At 69.4% G+C, this 19,093-nt stretch carries 19 protein-coding genes; 10 read left to right on the plus strand and 9 right to left on the minus strand.

Annotation, left to right across the window (positions count from 1 at the left end):
* Positions 1–2 precede the first annotated feature (2 nt).
* Both cydC and ACWEMY_RS14925 read left to right on the plus strand, forming a co-directional pair.
* Complete coding sequence (cydC, locus tag ACWEMY_RS14920; RefSeq protein WP_452390481.1) at positions 3–1,742, plus strand: thiol reductant ABC exporter subunit CydC; 1,740 nt, start codon at positions 3–5, stop codon at positions 1,740–1,742.
* Positions 1,743–2,073: 331 nt separating this feature from the next.
* The gene (locus tag ACWEMY_RS14925) at positions 2,074–2,682 is read left to right on the plus strand and encodes a Uma2 family endonuclease (RefSeq protein WP_452390468.1); all 609 of its coding nucleotides are present in this window, start codon (positions 2,074–2,076) and stop codon (positions 2,680–2,682) included.
* Between the two features lie 14 nt (positions 2,683–2,696).
* On the opposite strand, the gene ACWEMY_RS14930 is transcribed toward ACWEMY_RS14925, so the two are convergent.
* The 6 genes from ACWEMY_RS14930 to ACWEMY_RS14955 all read right to left on the minus strand — a co-directional run bounded on the left by ACWEMY_RS14930 (position 2,697) and on the right by ACWEMY_RS14955 (position 6,655).
* Entirely contained in the window at positions 2,697–3,377 is a 681-nt protein-coding gene (locus tag ACWEMY_RS14930; RefSeq protein ID WP_452390469.1) for an FABP family protein, read from the minus strand.
* A gap of 81 nt (positions 3,378–3,458) precedes the next feature.
* Positions 3,459–3,764 carry a DUF1416 domain-containing protein gene (locus ACWEMY_RS14935; protein ID WP_375933655.1) on the minus strand — a complete coding sequence of 102 codons (306 nt, stop codon included), beginning with the start codon at positions 3,762–3,764 and terminating at the stop codon, positions 3,459–3,461.
* Between the two features lie 4 nt (positions 3,765–3,768).
* Positions 3,769–4,602 (minus strand): sulfurtransferase, encoded by an 834-nt coding sequence (locus ACWEMY_RS14940; protein WP_375933657.1) that lies wholly within the window; start codon positions 4,600–4,602, stop codon positions 3,769–3,771.
* A 31-nt stretch (positions 4,603–4,633) separates the two neighbouring features.
* A complete protein-coding gene (locus ACWEMY_RS14945) occupies positions 4,634–5,104 on the minus strand; it encodes a DUF4395 domain-containing protein (protein ID WP_452390470.1) in 471 nt (156 codons plus the stop codon).
* Between the two features lie 277 nt (positions 5,105–5,381).
* Positions 5,382–5,816 carry a thioredoxin family protein gene (locus ACWEMY_RS14950; protein ID WP_452390471.1) on the minus strand — a complete coding sequence of 145 codons (435 nt, stop codon included), beginning with the start codon at positions 5,814–5,816 and terminating at the stop codon, positions 5,382–5,384.
* The gene (locus tag ACWEMY_RS14955; RefSeq protein WP_452390472.1) at positions 5,813–6,655 is read right to left on the minus strand and encodes an LmeA family phospholipid-binding protein; all 843 of its coding nucleotides are present in this window, start codon (positions 6,653–6,655) and stop codon (positions 5,813–5,815) included. The genes ACWEMY_RS14950 and ACWEMY_RS14955 overlap by 4 nt, the downstream gene beginning before the upstream one ends.
* Positions 6,656–6,812: 157 nt before the next feature.
* On the opposite strand from ACWEMY_RS14955, the gene ACWEMY_RS14960 reads away from it, so the two are divergent.
* The 6 genes from ACWEMY_RS14960 (at position 6,813) to pstB (ending at position 12,754) form a co-directional block, all read left to right on the plus strand.
* A complete protein-coding gene (locus ACWEMY_RS14960) occupies positions 6,813–7,574 on the plus strand; it encodes a winged helix-turn-helix transcriptional regulator (RefSeq protein ID WP_452390473.1) in 762 nt (253 codons plus the stop codon).
* A 124-nt stretch (positions 7,575–7,698) separates the two neighbouring features.
* Positions 7,699–8,589: a mycothiol synthase gene (gene mshD / locus ACWEMY_RS14965; protein WP_452390482.1), complete on the plus strand. Its 891-nt coding sequence runs from the start codon at positions 7,699–7,701 to the stop codon at positions 8,587–8,589.
* Positions 8,590–8,881: 292 nt separating this feature from the next.
* Positions 8,882–9,991, plus strand: a complete 1,110-nt coding sequence (gene pstS, locus ACWEMY_RS14970; RefSeq protein WP_452390474.1) for a phosphate ABC transporter substrate-binding protein PstS — start codon at positions 8,882–8,884, stop codon at positions 9,989–9,991.
* 93 nt (positions 9,992–10,084) lie between these two features.
* Positions 10,085–11,053: a phosphate ABC transporter permease subunit PstC gene (gene pstC, locus ACWEMY_RS14975; protein ID WP_375933675.1), complete on the plus strand. Its 969-nt coding sequence runs from the start codon at positions 10,085–10,087 to the stop codon at positions 11,051–11,053.
* The gene (gene pstA, locus ACWEMY_RS14980) at positions 11,053–11,958 is read left to right on the plus strand and encodes a phosphate ABC transporter permease PstA (protein ID WP_452390475.1); all 906 of its coding nucleotides are present in this window, start codon (positions 11,053–11,055) and stop codon (positions 11,956–11,958) included. Before pstC ends, pstA begins: the two co-directional genes overlap by 1 nt.
* Positions 11,959–11,977: 19 nt before the next feature.
* Complete coding sequence (gene pstB / locus ACWEMY_RS14985; protein ID WP_278264711.1) at positions 11,978–12,754, plus strand: phosphate ABC transporter ATP-binding protein PstB; 777 nt, start codon at positions 11,978–11,980, stop codon at positions 12,752–12,754.
* 64 nt (positions 12,755–12,818) lie between these two features.
* Here the strand turns inward: pstB and phoU are convergent, their stop codons facing one another.
* The 3 genes from phoU to dusB form a co-directional block, all read right to left on the minus strand.
* Positions 12,819–13,481 (minus strand): phosphate signaling complex protein PhoU, encoded by a 663-nt coding sequence (gene phoU / locus ACWEMY_RS14990; protein WP_375933682.1) that lies wholly within the window; start codon positions 13,479–13,481, stop codon positions 12,819–12,821.
* A 74-nt stretch (positions 13,482–13,555) separates the two neighbouring features.
* The gene (locus ACWEMY_RS14995) at positions 13,556–15,604 is read right to left on the minus strand and encodes an LCP family glycopolymer transferase (RefSeq protein WP_452390476.1); all 2,049 of its coding nucleotides are present in this window, start codon (positions 15,602–15,604) and stop codon (positions 13,556–13,558) included.
* 184 nt (positions 15,605–15,788) lie between these two features.
* Positions 15,789–16,931 (minus strand): tRNA dihydrouridine synthase DusB, encoded by a 1,143-nt coding sequence (dusB, locus tag ACWEMY_RS15000; protein WP_375935674.1) that lies wholly within the window; start codon positions 16,929–16,931, stop codon positions 15,789–15,791.
* 95 nt (positions 16,932–17,026) lie between these two features.
* Between dusB and ACWEMY_RS15005 the strand changes: the two genes are divergently transcribed.
* Positions 17,027–18,241: a lipase family protein gene (locus ACWEMY_RS15005; protein WP_452390477.1), complete on the plus strand. Its 1,215-nt coding sequence runs from the start codon at positions 17,027–17,029 to the stop codon at positions 18,239–18,241.
* A 163-nt stretch (positions 18,242–18,404) separates the two neighbouring features.
* Positions 18,405–18,995: a hypothetical protein gene (locus ACWEMY_RS15010; protein ID WP_452390478.1), complete on the plus strand. Its 591-nt coding sequence runs from the start codon at positions 18,405–18,407 to the stop codon at positions 18,993–18,995.
* The last annotated feature ends 98 nt before the right edge of the window (positions 18,996–19,093 follow it).

Raw genomic sequence — 19,093 nt, forward strand, 5'->3', positions numbered from 1 at the left:
AGATGTGGGGATTGCTCGCCTTGTCGCCGTGGCGGGTGGCGGTGGCGGTCGCGTGGGGGGTGGTGGCGCTCGGGAGTGGGCTCGGGCTGGCGGCGCTGGCGGCGTGGTTGATCGCGCGGGCGTGGCAGATGCCGCCGGTGCTGGATCTCAGTGTCGCGGTGGTGGCGGTGCGGGCGCTCGGGATCTCGCGGGGGTTGTGCCGGTATCTGGAACGGTTGGCGACCCACGATGTGGCGTTGCGGGCGATGACCTCGGCGCGGACGAGTGTGTATCGGGCGCTGGCACATTCGGACATCTGGTGGTGGCGTGATCCCGAGCGCGCCGGTCTGGCGGCCGGCACCGCCTCGGAGCGGTCGGGCGCTCGGCGCGATGGTGTGGGGATGCGGCGCGGGGATGTGCTGGTTCGGGTCGGCGCCGATATCGACGACCTCGGTGCCGTGGTGGTGCGGGTCTTCGTGCCGGTGGCGGTCGCGGTGGTGCTGTCGCTCGCGGCCGTGGGGTTGATCGCGATCATCTCGCCGCTCGCCGCGGTGATTCTGGCTGTGGCGCTCGGGGTTTCGGGGGTGCTGGCGCCGTGGTTGTCGGCGGTGGCGGGGCGGGAGGCCGAGCGGGCGGTGCGCGCGGATCGCGGTGAGTTCACCGCCGAGGCACTGACGGTGCTCGATCACGCCGCCGAACTGCGCGTCGCGGGCAGGCTGGACGCGGCACTCGACCAGGCGGACAAGGCTTCCCGCCGGGCCGTGGCAGCCGAAGACAAGGCCGCCTCCCACAGCGCCTGGGCCGCCGCGGCCACCCCACTCTCCGTCGGCGTCAGCACCCTCGGCGCCCTCCTCGTCGGCATCGCCGCCTACGGCCCCACCGGCGGCCTCCCCGGCGGAATGACCCCCATGGCCCTCACCATCCTGGTCCTCGTCCCTTTGTCGGCCTTTGAAGCCGTCGCGGCCCTGCCCACCGCGGCCACCACCCTCACCACCTCCCGCGCCGCCCTCCACCGCCTCCGACAGGCCGAACGCGACACGGTCGCGCCCACGAGCCCTGCCGCGCGTGATCTCGCAACCGCACGTGATCGCGCTGCTACCGATGGGGCTACCCGCGCTGCCGCTGCCGAGCGTGAGTCCGCCGCCATGGCGGGGCCGGTGCGTGGCGCCGCTGTGGCTACCGGCGGATCAGTGGTGGACCTTCCGGAAGGGCGGCGGGTGGTCGTGGTCGGGCCCAGTGGGGCCGGGAAGACGACTCTGTTGATGGCGTGGGCGGGGCTGTTCGACACACCGCGTGCGGGGGTGACGTTCTTCGCCGAGGACGCGCACCTGTTCGGTACTTCGCTGTTGGAGAACCTGCGTGTCGCCCGGGGTGATCTCACCGAGGAGGACGCCGGAAACGCGCTGCGTGCGGTCGGACTCGGGTCGTGGCTGGAATCGCTGCCGAAGGGCCTGCACACGACGCTCGCCGGGGGAGCGGCCGCCGTCTCGGGTGGGCAGCGGCGGCGCATCCTGCTCGCGCGCGCCCTCGTCGCCCCGGCGCACACCCTGCTGCTCGACGAGCCGACCGAGCATCTCGACGCCGCCGAAGGTGAGCGGCTGCTGCGCGCGCTGCTCGACGCGGACAGCGGCCTGGTGGGTCCGGAGCGCACCGTCGTCGTGGTCACGCATCAGCTCCCGGCCGATCACCGCGCGGACACCGTGGTGACGGTGACGGCCACCGGCGCCGTCCACATCGAACCGACGGCCCACAGCAACGCATGACCGAGAGAATTCACCCAGGTCAGAGCCGCGATTAAATCAATTGCCCACCTCGCCGCACACGGCTAGATTCATCGGTACACAAGAGAGGAGGTGGTCTGAAGAATGTATGTTCAACGGATGCGTGAGGTGGCTGCCCGCTAGCAGCCCCACTGTGGGATCACCCCCAGCGGTGCGCTGAGAGCGAATCCCAAGCAGTCACCCGACCCCCGAGCCCCCGGCCCATCCGACCGGGACGCGGAGTTCCCCGGAACCCGCGAATGGCTCGGGGGTCGCTCCATGTCCGGAGGAAAACATGCTGCTCGGGGCGGTGACACGTCGCTACGATGTGAGGATGAACGCAGAGCCGCTCCCCGGGGAGGTAGACGATGCGGATGCGCCACCTACGTGGTTGGCGCCTCCAGGGGGGTACACGGCGGAGAAGTTTCTAGCGATGCGCGGCTTGCCGAAACACACCGAGTTGATCGATGGGGGATTGGTCTTCGTGAGCCCGCAGCGCAAGTGGCATCGCCGTGTCGTCGACATGCTCCGTGGGCAGCTGCGCGCGCAGCTCCCCGACAGCGTGCGCGCGGACCGGGAAATGGCGGTGCGACTGAACGACCGGCAGATGCCGGAACCCGATGTGCTCGTGGTGAGCGCGGCGGCCTATGTCCGGGATGAGCCGCAGAGTCACTACTACGCCGAGGATGTCGTCGTCGCCGTAGAAGTGGTCTCGCCGGACTCCGAGGAGCGCGATCGCGATACCAAGCCGTTCAAGTACGCGAAGGCGGGAATCCCGAACTACTGGCGCGTGGAACGCGGGAATGGTGACCAGGTCATCGTCTATGCCTACGAGCTGGACCCGGTTTCCGAGCGCTACCTGCCCGTGGGGATCTATCACGAGCGATTGACGACCCAGGTGCCGTTCGCGCTGGACATCGACCTGACCGCGCTCGAGAACTAGCGCGTGGGCCGGAATCAGCCGATGTAGCGCTGGAGGCGGGCGGAGAGGCGGGGTTCGAGGGTGCCGTCGGCGTCCACTCGTTCCTCGACGTAGGCCAGGTCGCCGCCCTCGACGATGCCGTAGAGGCGCTTGGCGCCGCCGACGACCGCGCCGGACTGGCTGCGGATCACCACGTCGGTGGCCAGTTCCCAGGAGGACTGGGTGCGGGCGGTGCCGTAGAAGAGTTCCACGATGCCGGAGCTGTGGGTGAGCAGCAGTTCGAGCATCTCGTCGTCGCCCTCGGTGCCGACCCGCCAGAAGCCGCTCTCGCGCAGGTCGGGGCCCGCGAAGGCGCCGTCGGTGTCGAGTTTCCAGGTCTGCGATTCCCAGACCAGGTAGTCGCCGCCGTCGTGGGAGACGGTGATCTGCTGGCCGAAGCGGTAGTCGCCGTCGGTCGGGTGGTTGCCCTCGCCTTCACCGCGCCACACGCCGACCAGCGGCAGCAGCGCCAGCATGTCGTGGTTGAGGTCGGGGCCCTCGCGCAGATTCGCGGTGTCGGGCGGCAGCGGCAGGTCCGGCAGCACGGAGATGTTCCGGACACCGGTCTCCTTGGCTCGTTCGGCGGCGACGTTGACTGCCTCGTCACCGCTGCGACGCGGGGCGGCCGCGTCGGTCACGTCACTGGCTTGCTCGGCCGGATCGGAAGATGAGACCACGAGCCGAAGTCTAGTCAGTCCGGGCGACGAATACGCAAACGGCCCTGGTAGGAGACCTACCAGGGCCGTCGTGCGGCGGTACTACTTGGCGACCGCGACGTCCACGGCGTGGATGCCGGCGCCCTCGGGGCGGACCTCGGCGGAGCCGTTGCCCGAGGAGGACAGCGCGCGCAGGGTCCACGAACCCGGCGCGGCGAAGAAGCGGAAGTCACCGGTGCCGGAGGCCACGACCTCGGCGGTGAAATCACCGTTGCCGTCGAGCAGACGCACGAACGCGCCGCCCACCGGCTGACCGTCGGTGCTCAGGACACGGCCGGTGATGACCGTCTCCTTCTCCACGTCGACGCCGGCCGGGATGGCCTGACCCTGGGTAGGTGCTGCACACATAGATTTACGCTCCCAACTCGATAGGTGCACCGACGAGCGAACCGTATTCGGTCCAGCTGCCGTCGTAGTTCTTGACGTTCTGGTGGCCGAGCAGCTCCTGCAGCACGAACCAGGTGTGCGAGGAACGCTCGCCGATGCGGCAGTAGGCGATGGTCTCCTTCTCGCCGTCCAGGCCCGCATCCTTGTAGAGCTCGGCGAGCTCGGCATCGGAACGGAAGGTGCCGTCCTCGTTGGCCGCCTTGCTCCACGGCACGTTGATCGCGCCCGGGATGTGGCCGGGACGCTGGCTCTGCTCCTGCGGCAGGTGCGCGGGAGCCAGGATCTTGCCGGAGAACTCGTCGGGCGAACGCACGTCGACGAGGTTCTTGGTACCGATGGCCGCGATGACCTCGTCGCGGAACGCGCGGATCGAGGTGTCGGGGGTGGCGGCCTTGTACTGGGTGGCCGGGCGCGAGACCGCGTCACGCGAGAGCGGACGACCGTCGAGCTCCCACTTCTTGCGGCCGCCGTCGAGCAGCTTGACGTCGTTGTGGCCGTAGAGCTTGAAGTACCAGTACGCGTAGGCGGCGAACCAGTTGTTGTTGCCGCCGTACAGCACGACGGTGTCGTCGTTGCCGATGCCGCGCGCGGAGAGCAGGTCGGAGAACTGCTCCTGGTTCACGAAGTCACGACGAACCTGATCCTGCAGGTCGGTCTTCCAGTCCAGGCGGACCGCGCCTTCGATGTGGCCACCTTCGTAGGCGGAGGTGTCCTCATCGACCTCGACGAAGACGACGCCGGGGGCGTTGAGGTTCTCTTCGGCCCAGTCAACGGAGACCAGGACATCGGAGCGAGCCATGTTGTTCCTTTCAGAGATGACTTGCAGGGGGTCAGTTCGGTGCCGGGGCAGTGGACCGGCGGAAGCGGGCCACCAGCGGATAGATCTGGCAGCCCAGGCAGACCCCGAACGCCGCGTTCAGGAACGCCGCGAACAGGGCGAAGCCGGCGAACACCGCGCCGACGATCGGGGAGCCGAGCGCGAAGCCCAGCAGGGAGAGACCGGCGAACGCGAATCCCAGACCCTGCGCGAAACGCAGCGGCGGGACGGGCTCGGTCTCGGTCGGCGGACCCAGCCGCGGCGCCACGAACGCCGCGTAGATCCGCCCGTAGGGGTGCTCGGCGGGGCCGCCGACCGCGCCGATCGCGAACACGATGGCCTGCAGGCCGATCAGGATCGCGGCGGCGACGGGGGAGAAGGCGGCGGTGACGAGCACCAGGACCAGCACGCCGGTGGTCACCCAGGCCACGAAGCGTGGCCCTCGGACATCGACGCGCGGTGCGGAATCGAGAGTGGTGGTCATGGGTGCGAACTCCTGCGCTGAGATGAGTCAGTTGACTTCGGATCTGCCGCTTCGCCGGGGGATCGAGACGATCACTCGCGTGGCGGACATAGGTCGGCGTCAGGAATTTCCTCGACAGATGCCGACCGATCAGTGGCACAGGCAGCAACAACCACCGAGGCGACACAGGTCAACTGTGCGGCGTCGGGTGAGCATCAGCTCGTGGTCGGATTGCACGAGGAGTAGTTTACCCGGTCTTCCCGGGAAATGTCGCGGCCCCCCTCGAGCGGGAGCTGGATCACACCGTCAGCGGTTCCAGGGCGGTGCGCAGATCGCCCGCCTTCGGGACGCCGGAGATGCGGAAGCGTTCCTTGCCCTCGCCGTCGAAGACGAAGGTCGTCGGCAGCGACAGGACATTGAGCTCACGGGCCAGCGCGGGGTCGGCGTCGATGTCGATCTCGATGTCGCGCGGGGCGTTCGGGGAATCCGACAGGTCGGCGGTGACCCCGGCGACCACGCGGCGGACCGCGTCACACGGGCCGCACCAGTCGGCCGAGAAGTGCAGCACCGCGGGCGCCGAACCGGTGACCCCGGCCGCGTCGAGCAGGCGGGCGCGCTGGGCGGTCTGCGGGTCGAGGGTGGCCGGGCGGATGGCGCCCTGGCGGCGGCGCAGCAGCAGCCCGACCGCGACGGCGGCCAGCACCACGGCGGCGAGGATGGCGAGTTCGATCATCTGCGTTGCAATCGGTCCAGGTCGATGGTCACGTTGCGGCCGATCCCCTCGACGACGATCTGGCCGCCGAGCGCCGACACCTCGGTCGGTGTGACACCGAACGGCAACTCCTTGGTATCGATCGTACGGCTGAAGCGCTCGAGCACCGCCGCCTGATCGGCCTCGGGGATCTCGTTCTTGGTCGTGGTGGTGGTGTCGGTGGGGCCGCTGGTGTCGCGGTAGAAGCCGGTGGCCTGGATGCGGACCTGGTCGCCGTCGAGCAACAGATCGGCCTGCACCTGCACCGGGACGCGGGTGCTGGTGCTGGTCGGGACGACGCCGGTGCCGAGGACGCGGCCGTTGGGCGCGGTGGCCAGGGTGCCGGTGAGCACGAGGGCGCCCGCGGTGGTCATGCCGGAGCCGCCCGAGCCGCCGGTGCTGTCGGACTTGTCGGCGGGGCGGGTGTGCACCTGGAGATCGGGGATGCCGAAGAGCCTGCCCAGTTCGGTGGGCTCGATGCGCATGCTGGCCTCGACCCGGTCGACCTGCACATTGCGGGCCGCGCCGTCGAGCAGCTGGCCGATCGGGGCGTGCAGGCCGCTGAGGGTGGCCTCCATGCCGATCTCGCCGGGGATGTCCGGGCGCATGCTGCGCGCGCGCAGGGTCACCTTGTCGTAGCGGCCGCCGAGGGCCTGGGCGGCGAAGGGGAAACCGTGGAAGGTCACTTCGGGGTCGGCCGACAGTTCGGCTCCGGCCCGCAGCTGCCGCGACACGTCGTATTCCGTGTAGGCGGCGGCGCCGAAATCGATCACCACCGCCAACCCGGCCAGGCACAGCAGCCCGATGATCAGCTTGCGCATGCGGGTGACTCTATCGCTGCCGACACATCGGGTCGGGCACATGGTGCGAGGTCATGGCCTGCCAGGCGCTAATGTTGCACACGACTGACCTGTGTTTCGGCGACGTAGCTACGCGGCTGCTGTCGTCCGCGGAGCCACGAGATAGGAGGAGAGCCCGGTGGAGCTGCTCCTACTGACCTCCGACCCCAACCCCGACGCGGTACTGCCGTCGTTGGCGCTGCTGGCGCACAACGTCCGCCCCGCGCCGACCGAGGTGTCCTCGCTGCTGGAGGCCGGCAGCGCCGATGTCGCGCTGGTCGACGCCAGGACCGATCTGGCCGCCGCGCGCGGCCTGTGCAGGCTGCTGGGCAGCACCGGGTCCTCGGTGCCCGTGGTCGCGGTGCTCACCGAGGGTGGCCTGGTGGCCGTCAACGCCGACTGGGGCCTGGACGACATCCTGCTGCCCGGCACCGGACCCGCCGAACTCGACGCGCGCCTGCGCCTGCTGGTCGGCCGCAACGGCGGCGTGGCCAGCCCGGAGAACACGGGCAAGATCACCCTGGGTGAGCTGGTGATCGACGAGGGCACCTACACCGCGCGGCTGCGCGGGCGCCCGCTCGACCTCACCTACAAGGAATTCGAGCTGCTCAAATACCTCGCCCAGCACGCGGGCCGGGTCTTCACCCGCGCCCAGCTGCTGCAGGAGGTGTGGGGCTACGACTTCTTCGGCGGCACCCGCACCGTCGACGTGCACGTGCGGCGCCTGCGCGCCAAGCTGGGCAGCGAGTACGAATCGCTCATCGGCACCGTGCGCAATGTCGGCTACAAGGCCGTTCGCCCGGCCCGGACCCCGGCCAAGGGCGAGGCGGTGAGCTTCGCCGACGACGATGTCGACGGCGACGATTCGCTCACCCCGGCCAGCAACGGCACCGCCAAGTAGCCGCGAGACCCGTCCGTCTTCGCCGGCCGGGAGTATCGGAGGCCGGGCTGGTGTTGGATGGTGCGATGGCGTGGCCGTGGTCGCGCGCGACTGTGAGGAGGCGGCCGAGGTGGGCGCAGCAAATCTGACCTGGACCGATCGGATCGACGAGGACACCGCCGCTCTGGTGCGCGCCCTGCTCGGCCGGGCCAAGGCCGCCGACGGGGTCGCCCCGGTCTCGGAACAGGCCGTGCTCTCGCTGGCCGAGTCCGACCCGTCGACCCGGCATCTGCTGGCCGCGCGCGACGGCGAACTGGTGGGGTACGCGAATCTCGTTGCGGCACATGACGAACATCCCGCGATGGCCGAGGTGGCCGTCGACCCGGACGCACGCCGGGCGGGCATCGGTGCCGAACTGGTCGGTGCCGCGCTGGCCGAAGGGGGCGAGGGCGCGCGGGTCTGGGCGCACGGTGACCTGCCTGCCGCCAAGGCCCTCGCCGCCCGTCTCGGCCTGGCCACCGCCCGCGAGCTGTGGCAGATGCGCCGCTCGCTGGCTACTCCGCAGCTACCCGAGCTGACGGTCCCGGACGGCGTGGAACTGCGCACCTACGCGGGCCCCGCCGACGACGCCGAACTGCTGCGCGTCAACAACGCTGCCTTCGCCTGGCACCCCGAACAGGGCGGCTGGACCGAACGCGATATCGCCGCCCGCCGCGCCGAGTCCTGGTTCGACCCGGCCGGGCTGTTCCTGGCCTTCGACATCAGCGATCCCGGGCATCTGCTCGGCTTCCACTGGACCAAGGCGCACCCCGACGCCGCCCCGGCAGGCGAGGTCTACGTGGTGGGCATCGACCCGGCCGCACAGGGCCGTGGCCTGGGCCGATCGCTAACCCTGGCCGGTCTGCGGTACCTGCGCGACACCGGGCTCACCGAGGTGCTGCTCTACACCGAGGCCGACAACACCACCGCCGTGAACACCTACACCAAACTCGGCTTCGCCCCGGCACATGTGGATGTCGCCTACGCGCTCGCCTGAGGGTGCGAGACACCTCACAGCAACGGTGAATTCCGCGCCGACGCTGAATAACGCGCGGCTGAGCGGGTACCGCGCGGTGAAAATAGGGCAAACGTCACATCTGTGACCCTGTTGGCGCCGGGCTGTTCATTCTCCGTTCATCCACGTCGGGCCAACTGTCAACCGTGCGACCTTACGTTTGTTCTGGGCGGCACAGTCGTCGCCTGATGTGCGCGCTGTCCGCGCCGCGCATCGCCCTACTCGCCCGGGCCGGTGAGGGACCGAGCGAGTTGTCAGCAATGTCGGAGGAAAAGTGAACTTCAAGCGCACCAGCGCCCTGGTCGGCGCCGTCGCCGTCGGCGCGATGACCCTGGCCGCCTGTGGCAGCGATGACAACACCACCGCGGGTGGCACCGTCGCCAACACCAGCATCGACTGCGGTGGCAAGCAGGCACTCAAGGCCTCCGGCGCCTCCTCGCAGAAGAACGCCATGGAGCGCTTCGTCGCCGCGTACGAGACCAACTGCGACGGCTTCACCCTCAACTACACCTCGTCCGGTTCGGGTGCGGGCGTCAACGAGTTCCTCGGCGCGCAGACCGATTTCGGTGGCTCCGACTCGCCGCTGAGCTCCAAGAAGGACGAGCCCGCCAAGGCCCAGGAACGCTGCGGCGCCCCGGCCTGGAACCTGCCGACCGTCTTCGGCCCGATTGCCATCACCTACAACGTCGACGGCGTCAGCGACCTCGTGCTCGACGGCCCGACCGCCGCCAAGGTGTTCAACGGCTCCGTCGCCACCTGGGACGCCCCGGAGATCAAGGCGCTCAACCCGAACGCCAAGCTGCCCTCGGAGAAGATCGCCGTGATCTTCCGCTCCGACGAGTCGGGCACCACCGACAACTTCCAGCTCTACCTCGACGCGGCCTCCGACGGCGCGTGGGGCAAGGGCGGCGGCAAGACCTTCAACGGTGGCGTCGGTGAGGGTGCCAAGGGCAACGAGGGCACCTCGGCCGCCATCAAGAGCACCAAGAACTCGATCACCTACAACGAGTGGTCCTTCGCCAAGGCGCAGAACCTGTCCATCGCGCAGATCATCACCTCCGCGAGCAAGGACCCGGTCACCCTGTCGGCCGAGACCGCCGCGGCCTCGATCGACGGCGTGAAGATCAAGGGCGAGGGCAACGACCTGGTGCTCGACACCAGCTCGTTCTACAAGCCCACCGCCGCGGGCGCGTACCCGATCATGATGGCGACGTACGAGATCGTCTGCTCGAAGTACGCCGACGCCGACACCAGCAAGGCCGTCAAGGCCTTCCTGAACTCGGTCGTCACCAACGGCCAGAGCGGACTCGCCGACGCGGGCTACGTGCCCCTGCCGGAGACGTTCAAGACCAAGCTGACCACCGCGATCGACGCCATCTCCTGATCGCCTGAGCCGGCCATGACCATGCACCCCGAGGTGACCGCGCCGGGCCCGTCGAATTCGACGGGCCCGCGGGCGGCCGGAGATACTGCGACTATGCCCGAACCGAAAACCGACAAGACCCCGGCTGCGGGTCGTACCGGCCGTATCGACGCCGAGACGATCTTTCGGTGGACGGCCACCGCGGCGGGCGCGACGATCGTCGCCGCCATCGCGCTGATCGCGTTGTTCCTGCTGATCCGCGCGGTCCCCTCGCTCATGGCCGACGAGGCGAACTTCTTCACCAGCACCGAGTTCTCCACCGGTGACGCCAACAACCTGCGCTTCGGCATCCGTGACCTGTTCATGGTGACGGTGCTGAGCTCGGTGTTCGCGCTGATCGTCGCGGTGCCGATCGGGGTCGGCATCGCACTGTTCCTCACGCACTACGCGCCCTCGCGGCTGAGCAAGCCGTTCACCATGCTGATCGACCTGCTCGCCGCGGTGCCCTCGATCGTGTTCGGCCTGTGGGGCTTCCTGGTGCTGGCGCCGCAGATCGCACCGGTGCAGGACTTCCTCAACGACAAGCTGGGCTGGTTCTTCCTCTTCGCCGACGGCAATGTCTCGATCGCCGGTGGCGGCACCATCTTCACCGCCGGTGTGGTGCTGGCGGTGATGATCCTGCCGATCATCACCTCGGTCGCGCGCGAGGTCTTCGCGCTGACCCCGCGCGCGCACATCGAGGCCGCGCAGGCCCTCGGCGCCACCAAGTGGGAAGTCGTGCGGATGACCGTGCTGCCCTACGGCCGCAGCGGTGTGATCGCCGGTTCCATGCTCGGCCTGGGCCGCGCGCTCGGTGAGACCATCGCGGTGCTGGTGGTGCTGCGCACGGCCAGCCAGGCCGGGAACTGGTCGCTGTTCGACGGCGGCTACACCTTCGCCTCCAAGATCGCCTCGGCGGCCTCGGAGTTCAGCTCCCCGCTGCCGACCGGCGCCTACATCGCCGCCGGCTTCGTTCTCTTCGCGCTGACCTTCGTCGTCAACGCGCTGGCCCGCCTGGCCTCCGGCGGAAAGGTGAACGGCTGATGGCCACCACGACGCTGCTCGACAAGCCGGTCAAGGCGCCGACGTTCCGTCACGTCAGCACCGGCAGGCGGATCAAGAACAACCTCGCCACCGCCCTGGTCACCACCTGCTTCGTGATCGCGCTGATCCCGCTGGCCTGGGTGCTGTGGCTGGTGGTGAGCAAGGGCATCACCGCGATCGTCACCGCGGACTGGTGGTTCAACTCGCAGAAGGGCATCCTGCCCGACCAGACCGGTGGCGGTGTGTACCACGCCATCTACGGCACCATCGTGCAGTCGGCGATGGCCTCGGTGATCGCGGTGCCGCTGGGCATCATGGCCGCGGTCTACCTGGTCGAATACGGGCGCGGGCGGCTGGCCAAGGTCACCACGTTCATGGTCGACATCCTCGCCGGTGTGCCCTCGATCGTGGCCGCGCTGTTCATCTTCGCGCTGTGGATCGCCACCCTCGGCATGCCGCAGAGCTCCTTCGCCGTCTCGCTGGCGCTGGTGCTGCTGATGCTGCCGGTGGTCGTGCGCAGCACCGAGGAGATGCTCAAGCTGGTGCCCGACGAGCTGCGCGAAGCCTCCTACGCCCTCGGTGTGCCGAAGTGGAAGACCATCATGCGCATCGTCGTGCCGACCGCCGCGCCGGGCATGATCAGCGGCATCCTGCTCTCGGTCGCCCGCGTGATGGGCGAGACCGCGCCGGTGCTGGTGCTGGTCGGTTACAGCAAGTCGATCAACCAGAACATCTTCGACGGCAATATGGCCTCGCTGCCGCTGATGATGTACCAGGAGCTGGCCAACCCGGAGGCCGCGGGCCGCGAACGAGTCTGGGGTGCGGCGCTCACGCTGATCCTGATCATCGCGGTGCTGTACCTGGCCGCCGCCGGCGTCAACAAGCTGCTCACCCGCAACCGATAGAAGCGAACGGACAACTCCCATGGCCAAGCGGATCGACGTCAAAGATCTCAACATCTACTACGGCAGCTTCCACGCCGTGTCGAGCGTGGACCTGACCGTGCTGCCGCGCAGCGTCACCGCCTTCATCGGTCCGTCGGGTTGCGGCAAGTCCACCGTGCTGCGCTCGCTCAACCGCATGCACGAGGTGACCCCGAACGCCCGCGTCGAGGGCGCGGTGCTGCTCGACGGCGAGGACATCTACGGCTCGGCCATCGACCCGGTCGGCGTGCGCCGCACCATCGGCATGGTGTTCCAGCGCCCGAACCCGTTCCCCACCATGTCGATCAAGGACAACGTGGTGGCCGGGCTGAAGTTGCAGGGCGTGCGCAACAAGAAGGAACTCGACGAGGTCGCCGAGCGCTCGCTGCGCGGGGCGAACCTGTGGAACGAGGTCAAGGACCGGCTCGACAAGCCCGGCGGTGGCCTCTCCGGTGGTCAGCAGCAGCGTCTGTGCATCGCCCGCGCCATCGCGGTCTCGCCCGACGTGCTGCTGATGGACGAGCCGTGTTCGGCGCTGGACCCGATCTCCACCCTGGCGATCGAGGACCTGATCACCGAGCTCAAGAAAGAGTTCACGATCGTCATCGTCACCCACAACATGCAGCAGGCCGCGCGCGTGAGCGACCAGACCGGTTTCTTCAACCTCGAGGCGCAGGGCAAGCCCGGCAAGCTCATCGAGATCGACGACACCGAGAAGATCTTCTCCAACCCCACCCAGCGCGCCACGGAGGACTACATCTCCGGCCGCTTCGGCTAGGAAAAACCCCGGCCACGAGAAAGCCCCCGCCTCCTCGAAGGAGTGCGGGGGCTTTTGCGTGTTCCTAGTTCTCGACGTCCTCATCGGAGGGGAGCACGCCGGTGACCAGGAAGATCACGCGGCGGCCGATCTCGACGGCGTGGTCGGCGAAGCGCTCGTAGTAGCGGCCCAGCAGGGTGACGTCGACGGCGGAGGCCACGCCGTACTTCCACTCACGGTCCATCAGCAGGGTGAACAGGTGACGGTGCAGGTCGTCCATCGCCTCGTCGTCCTGGTTGAGCTGGGCGGCGCGCTCGGGATCACGGGTCTCGAGCACCTCCTTGGCGCCCGCGCCCATGTTCACCGCGATGCGGCCCATCTCGGCGAAGTAGCCGTTCACCGACTCCGGCAGCGTGTGGTTGGGGTGGCGGCGGCGGGTCACCTTGGCGACGTGCAGCGCCAGCGCGCCCATCCGGTTCACGTCGTTGACGATCTGGATCGCGCTCACCACCTGCCGCAGATCGCCCGCGACGGGCGCCTGCAGGGCCAGCAGCGCGAACGCCTTCTCCTCGGCCTCGCTGATCATCACCGAGATCCGGTCCTGCTCCCCGATGACCTGCTCGGCCAGCGTGAGGTCGGCCTGCAGCAGCGACTGGGTGGCCCGTTCCATCGCCTGGCCGGCGAGACCGGCCATCTCGCCGAGGAGGTTGGCGAGATCGGCCATCTGCTCGTTGTAGATCACACGCATGAAAGCTGACCCTAGTGGGTACCAGCAGCGCTGTCACCCAACGCCGGGTTAATGGCGGATGGCTGCGCGGCGGCTCAATCGCAGCTGGTGTCGGCCGCGTTCATGTGCTCGAGGTCCGAGGGCAGGGCCACCGGTGCGGCGGTGATCGGCTCACCGGAAGCGGCACCGGTGATCTCGGAGCCGACCGCGGTGGGGGTGCGGACCGTACCGGCGAAATCCGAGCCGAGGATCAGGTCGACGATGCCGCCGTCGAGGTCGTCGGCGCGCTCGATCGAGGCGCCGGGGATCGCGCTGGCGACGGTGGCCGCCTCGGCCTCGTTGCCCGCGGAGTAGCGCACCTTGGTGGTGTCGCTGCTGCCCATGGCGTAGTTGCCGACGTGGTAGATGCCGAAGCCCTGCGCGCCGAGCCGGTTGGCCGTCTGCTGGGCGACACCGCCCAGGCCGGAGCCGTTGGATACCCGCACCGAGACCGAGCTGGGGCTCACCGCGTAGATCTTGGGCGCCTCGGTGGCCGGGGCGGGGGTGGTGGAGGAGGTGATCGGCGGGGCGGTCTCCTCGCCGGGCAGCGGCTGGTCGTCGATGATCGCGCGGAAGATCGCCTTGATGTCGGATTCGCGGGGGATCTCGTTGCCGTAGTTGGTCGTGCCCGCGGTCGGCGCGGTGATGAAGGTGACCGCACCCGCGCTCACCTTCTGCAGCGAGCGGCCGAGCAGGATCAGGTCCTGGGTGGCCACGCCGTCGACGAAGGTGTGCTCGCGGAAAGCGTCCACGAAGCCCTGCAATTTGCCCGGATCGAGCAGGACCTTGCCCGACAGCGCCCCGCGCAGCAGCGCCGACAGGAACTGCTGCTGACGGTGGATGCGGTCGTAGTCGCTGCGCTCCTCACCGACCACATGCCGGGCGCGCACGTAGTTCAGCGCGGCCTGGCCCGTGATGAGCTGACGGCCGGAGGTCTCGAGCACGGTGCCGAGCACGCCGTCGATGATCGGCTTGGTCGAGCACACCTCGACGCCACCGATCTTGTCGACCATGGCCTCGAAACCGGCGAAGTCGATACCGATGAAGTGGCCGATGTTCAGGCCCGACATCTTGCGCACCACATCGACCAGGCAGCGCGGGCCGCCTGCGGCGTAGACGGCATTGAGCTTGTCGCCGAGGAAAGGGGAGACCTTCTCGTCGGTGTAGTCGCCCTTGTCGTTGTCCCAGCCCGTGCACTGTGGCCGGTTGACGTCCAGGTCGCGCGGGAACGACACCACGACGACCCGGGAGCGGTTCTCCGGAATGTGCACCAGCATCACCGTGTCGGCGCGCGCGCCCTCGGCGTCGTCGGTGGTGCCCGCGCCGACACCGGCATTGAGCCCCGCGCGGGTGTCGGTGCCGACGATCAGGTAGTTCTCGTCGCCGAGCTGCATGTCACCGTCGAGGACATCGTCGGTGGAACCGTCCAGCGCCGAGACCTGGGTGAACCCGTTGTTGGTCGCTTGCAGGTAACTCCACCCGCCACCGGTGATCACCAGCGCGAGTACTGCCATGAAGGTCAACGACACCCGGCCCGCCATGCGCAACTGCCTGCGCCGGGGTCCGTCCGCACCGGCACGCTTGTCCCCATCGGGCCGCTTGGGTGGCGCGGGCGGCGCCGTCTTGACCGGCCTGGCCCGCTGGGGCGGCGCGGCCGTGTCGGTGATGGCGGGCAGGATGTCGGTGACCGGGTCGCCCGGATCGTTGCGCACGCCGACGGGCAGCGCGGTGGTCGCGGTGCGGTCGGCGGGGGAGGGGGCGGTGCGGCCCGCGATGTCCTCGGCGACGGGGGAGGAGTCGGTGCGCGGCGCGATGTCGGCGCGCGGGGTGGGGCGGGGTGCCTGTTCGCGGGCGCGGCGGCCCGCGCGGGAGGCGGGGGCGGCCTCGGGGGCAGGAGCCGGGCGTCTGCGCTTGGTGCGTTCGCTGTCGACGCGGTCGACGAGGTCCTGCACCGTCAGCGGCGCGGAGCCGGACTCCGGTGCCGCGTCGGCGTGCCGCGAACGCCTGCCGGTGCTCTCGGTCTCGGTGGGTTCTGCCGTGGGGTAGCGCTCCCAGGGGGCGCGACCTCCGGACCTGGGCGTACGCCCGCGCCGATCGTCACCCACCAACGAACCTCACTTCTCACTCTGGCGCAGCCTGCGCGTCATCGTCCGGCTCCGGGTCGGACCGGAGAGGAACGATGTCCGCAATGATAACGATTCCGCCACGAGAGGCCACTCCTGTGCGCAAACGAACCGCTGGCGATCTCGTTGCGCACTGATGACATTGCCCCCGTGACCTGGCTCGCGCTCAGCCTCCGCTGTGCATCACATCGGCCGCGGTGGGCACGGTGTCGTCCTCGGGATCGTCGAGCCAGCCCTCCGGCAGCACCACTTTGGTCTGCGGGGAGCCCTGCCTGCCGCGGGGGCCGAGGGCGTCGGTGGGGAAGGGCACGTCCGGGTCGAGCTGGGCCACCAGCTCCTCGATCTGGGACAGCCGCGAGACGGTCGCGAAGCTGCGCCGCAGCTGCGAGCCGACCGGGAAGCCCATCAGGTACCAGGCCATGTGCTTGCGGATGTCGCGCATGGCCTTGTCCTCGCCGTCGTGCTCGGCGAGCAGGGTGGCGTGGCGCACCAGGATCTCGCCGACCCGGCCGAGGGTGGGCCCGTCCGGGATCGGCTCGCCGCGCAGCGCGGCGCTGAGTTCGGCGAACAGCCACGGGCGGCCCAGGCAGCCACGTCCGACGACGACGCCGTCGCAGCCGGTCTCGGCCATCATCTTCAGCGCGTCGTCGGCGGTGAAGATGTCGCCGTTGCCGAGCACGGGGATGGTGGTGACGGCTTCCTTGAGGCGGGCGATGGCCGACCAGTCGGCCGCGCCGGAGTACAGCTGCGCGGCGGTGCGCGCGTGCAGGGCGACCGCGGCCGCGCCCTCGGCTTCGGCGATGCGGCCGGTGTCGAGGTAGGTGTGGTGGTCGTCGTCGATGCCGATGCGGAACTTGAACGTCACCGGCACGCCCGCCGGTTCGGCCGCCGCGACCATCTCACGCACGATATTGGCGAAGAGCCTGCGCTTGTAGGGCAGCGCGGAGCCACCACCGAGCCGGGTGACCTTCTTGACCGGGCAGCCCAGATTCAGGTCGATGTGATCGGCCCAGCCCTCGCCGACCACGATGCGCACCGCTTCACCGAGCGTCTTGGGGTCCACGCCGTAGAGCTGCATCGAGCGCGGATGCTCGTTCGCGTCGAAGGCCATCATGTGCAGCGTCTTCTCGTTGCGCTCCACCACCGCCCGCGCGGTAATCATCTCGCAGACGTAAATAGCGGTGTCGCTGCCGAATTCCCGGCAGAGTTTGCGGAACGCGAGATTGGTGATGCCCGCCATCGGTGCGAGCACGACCGGCGGATCGACCGCGTACGGCCCGATCCGCAGCGCCGCGGGGGCCTGGGGCATCGTGATAGTCACGCACGCCATTGTCTCATTGCCCGAGGTAGCACCCGAAATTACCCGCGTACCGTCCGTCACACCGAGTAGGAGAAGGGTCACAGATGAGCGATTCGACCAGTGGACGGGCCGCGGTCGCGGCCACCGTGGCGGCGGCGGTGTTCGCCGCGGGCGGCCCGGCGCTCGCCGCCCCGGACGGCGAGGCGTTCTATCAGCCGCCCGCGCTCGCGGCGGGCGAGCACGGTGACCCGATCTGGTCGGCCCCGCTGACCGGCGTCGCCGCCCTGGCCGACGCCGCCGTCAACGAACGCGTGCTCTACCGCTCGGAATCGGTGCACGGCGAGCCGATCGCCGTCTCCGGCATCATCGCCCTGCCGAGGACACCCGCGCCCGGCCACCCCGTGGTGAGCTGGGCGCACGGCACGCTCGGCTCGGCCGACCTGTGCGCGCCCTCGCGCGATACCGCCGAATCCCCGGCGCATCCGTTCAACGCCGACCCGCAGCCGGTCCTCAACGCGCTGCTGCGCGCGGGCTACGCCGTGGTGATGACCGACTACGAGGGCCTCGGCACCCCCGGCCCGCACCCGTATCTGCTCGGTGAGTCCGAGGCGCGCGGCGTGCTCGACATCGTCCGCGCCGCCCGCGCCCTGCATCCGGAGCTGTCGGCGCGTTTCGCGACCTTCGGCCATTCGCAGGGCGGCCAGGCCGCGTTGTTCGCCGCCCATCACGCGCCGACCTGGACCCCGGAGCTCGAACTCGTCACCGCCGTGGCCACCGCGCCTGCCAACAACATCGCCGCCGGTTTCCAGGCGAGCCTGCTGGCGCCGGTGACCAACGAGGGCTTCGCCTTCCATCCGCTGTTCGTCACCGGCGCGGTCGCCGCCGACCCGTCCATCGACCCCCGCGCGATCTTCACCGACCGGGCCTACGAGCTGTACCTGCGCGACACCGAGTCGCGCTGCCGGGTGGGCCTGAGCGAGCCCGATTCCTGGGGTGGCATCAGGGGCACCGAGATCGTGCGCCCGGAGGCGCTCGGCGGCCCGGATTTCGCGAAGCTCATCGCCCGGCTCACCGCCACTCAGCCCGCGCTGCCGATCGCGGCGCCGGTGCGGGTGGTGCAGGGTGCCGACGATCCGCGCGTGAACCCCGCCGGGACGGCCGCGCTGGTCGCCCAGTTGCGCGCGATCAACGGCACCGACCGGATCACCGAGGTCACCTACGAGCAGTCCGCGCCCAACCCGATCAGCCCGCACTTCGGCGTGCTGCACACCGACACCGATCCGCTGCTGGCCTGGCTCGCCGAGCGCTTCGATGCCTGAAACCAGCGGGTGTGATCGATATCGCCCGAGCGACCGTTTCCCGGGTTTGCGCTGGTCCTGAGCGACGCGACGGCGCGAGTTACCTGGGACGCGATGTCCCGGTTCGGGTCGGTCGTCAGTAGCCTGTGTCTGCCGACACCTCCGTAATCGAAAGCGACGAGCCATGCCCGACAGCACCGAAGGCGCCACCGACCTGACGAAGAAGGCCGAGCCGACCGAGCCGCAGAAGGGCACCGTCGCGCTGCGGGTCTCCTCGCTGATCGGCGGTGGCGTGATCGCCGTGCTCGCGATCATCGCCATCGTCCTTGGCGTCCTGCTCGGCTCCGCCCGCTCGGAACTGTCCGACCGCGACGCGCAGGCCGCCGACGACGCCAGGGCCGAGCAGATCGCCCTGGACTACGCCGTCGGCTCGGGCAATGTGAACTACCAGGACTACAACGCCTGGCTCACCAACCTCAAGGCGGGCACCGCCAAGCCGGTCGCCGACAAGTTCGACGCCGCCAGCCCCAAGCTCGAGCAGATCCTCGCCGTGCTGAAGTGGACCTCCGCCGCCACCCCGATCACCGCCAAGGTGATCTCGCACGAGGGCGATGTCTACCAGGTCGACGCCTTCGTCGACGTGAGCACCACCAATGCCCAGAATCCCGACCCGCAGCGCAACACCGTGCTGTTCACCATCACCGTGGACGCGGGCCAGGACTGGAAGATCACCGATGTCGGTGGCGGCACCGACGGCCTGCTCCCGGTGAAGTAACCCCCGTCGACACCGAACGCCGCCCGCCGATCACTCGGCGGGCGGCGTTCGTCGTGGGTGTCGCCTAGAACCCGGCCACTTCGCGCGTCTTTGCCTCG

This window comes from Nocardia sp. NPDC004415, from assembly GCF_053602435.1.

Excerpts from the sequence above, each read along its gene's own strand:
- ACWEMY_RS14935 (WP_375933655.1), bottom strand. The coding sequence starts at position 3,764 with ATGTGTGCAGCACCTACCCAGGGTCAGGCCATCCCGGCCGGCGTCGAC.
- dusB (WP_375935674.1), bottom strand. The coding sequence starts at position 16,931 with ATGCCCCAGGCCCCCGCGGCGCTGCGGATCGGGCCGTACGCGGTCGAT.
- pstC (WP_375933675.1), top strand. The coding sequence starts at position 10,085 with ATGCCCGAACCGAAAACCGACAAGACCCCGGCTGCGGGTCGTACCGGC.
- cydC (WP_452390481.1), top strand. The coding sequence starts at position 3 with ATGTGGGGATTGCTCGCCTTGTCGCCGTGGCGGGTGGCGGTGGCGGTC.
- pstA (WP_452390475.1), top strand. The coding sequence starts at position 11,053 with ATGGCCACCACGACGCTGCTCGACAAGCCGGTCAAGGCGCCGACGTTC.
- ACWEMY_RS14955 (WP_452390472.1), bottom strand. The coding sequence starts at position 6,655 with ATGCGCAAGCTGATCATCGGGCTGCTGTGCCTGGCCGGGTTGGCGGTG.
- ACWEMY_RS14940 (WP_375933657.1), bottom strand. The coding sequence starts at position 4,602 with ATGGCTCGCTCCGATGTCCTGGTCTCCGTTGACTGGGCCGAAGAGAAC.
- ACWEMY_RS14925 (WP_452390468.1), top strand. The coding sequence starts at position 2,074 with ATGAACGCAGAGCCGCTCCCCGGGGAGGTAGACGATGCGGATGCGCCA.
- ACWEMY_RS14945 (WP_452390470.1), bottom strand. The coding sequence starts at position 5,104 with ATGACCACCACTCTCGATTCCGCACCGCGCGTCGATGTCCGAGGGCCA.
- pstB (WP_278264711.1), top strand. The coding sequence starts at position 11,978 with ATGGCCAAGCGGATCGACGTCAAAGATCTCAACATCTACTACGGCAGC.
- ACWEMY_RS15005 (WP_452390477.1), top strand. The coding sequence starts at position 17,027 with ATGAGCGATTCGACCAGTGGACGGGCCGCGGTCGCGGCCACCGTGGCG.
- phoU (WP_375933682.1), bottom strand. The coding sequence starts at position 13,481 with ATGCGTGTGATCTACAACGAGCAGATGGCCGATCTCGCCAACCTCCTC.
- ACWEMY_RS15010 (WP_452390478.1), top strand. The coding sequence starts at position 18,405 with ATGCCCGACAGCACCGAAGGCGCCACCGACCTGACGAAGAAGGCCGAG.
- ACWEMY_RS14950 (WP_452390471.1), bottom strand. The coding sequence starts at position 5,816 with ATGATCGAACTCGCCATCCTCGCCGCCGTGGTGCTGGCCGCCGTCGCG.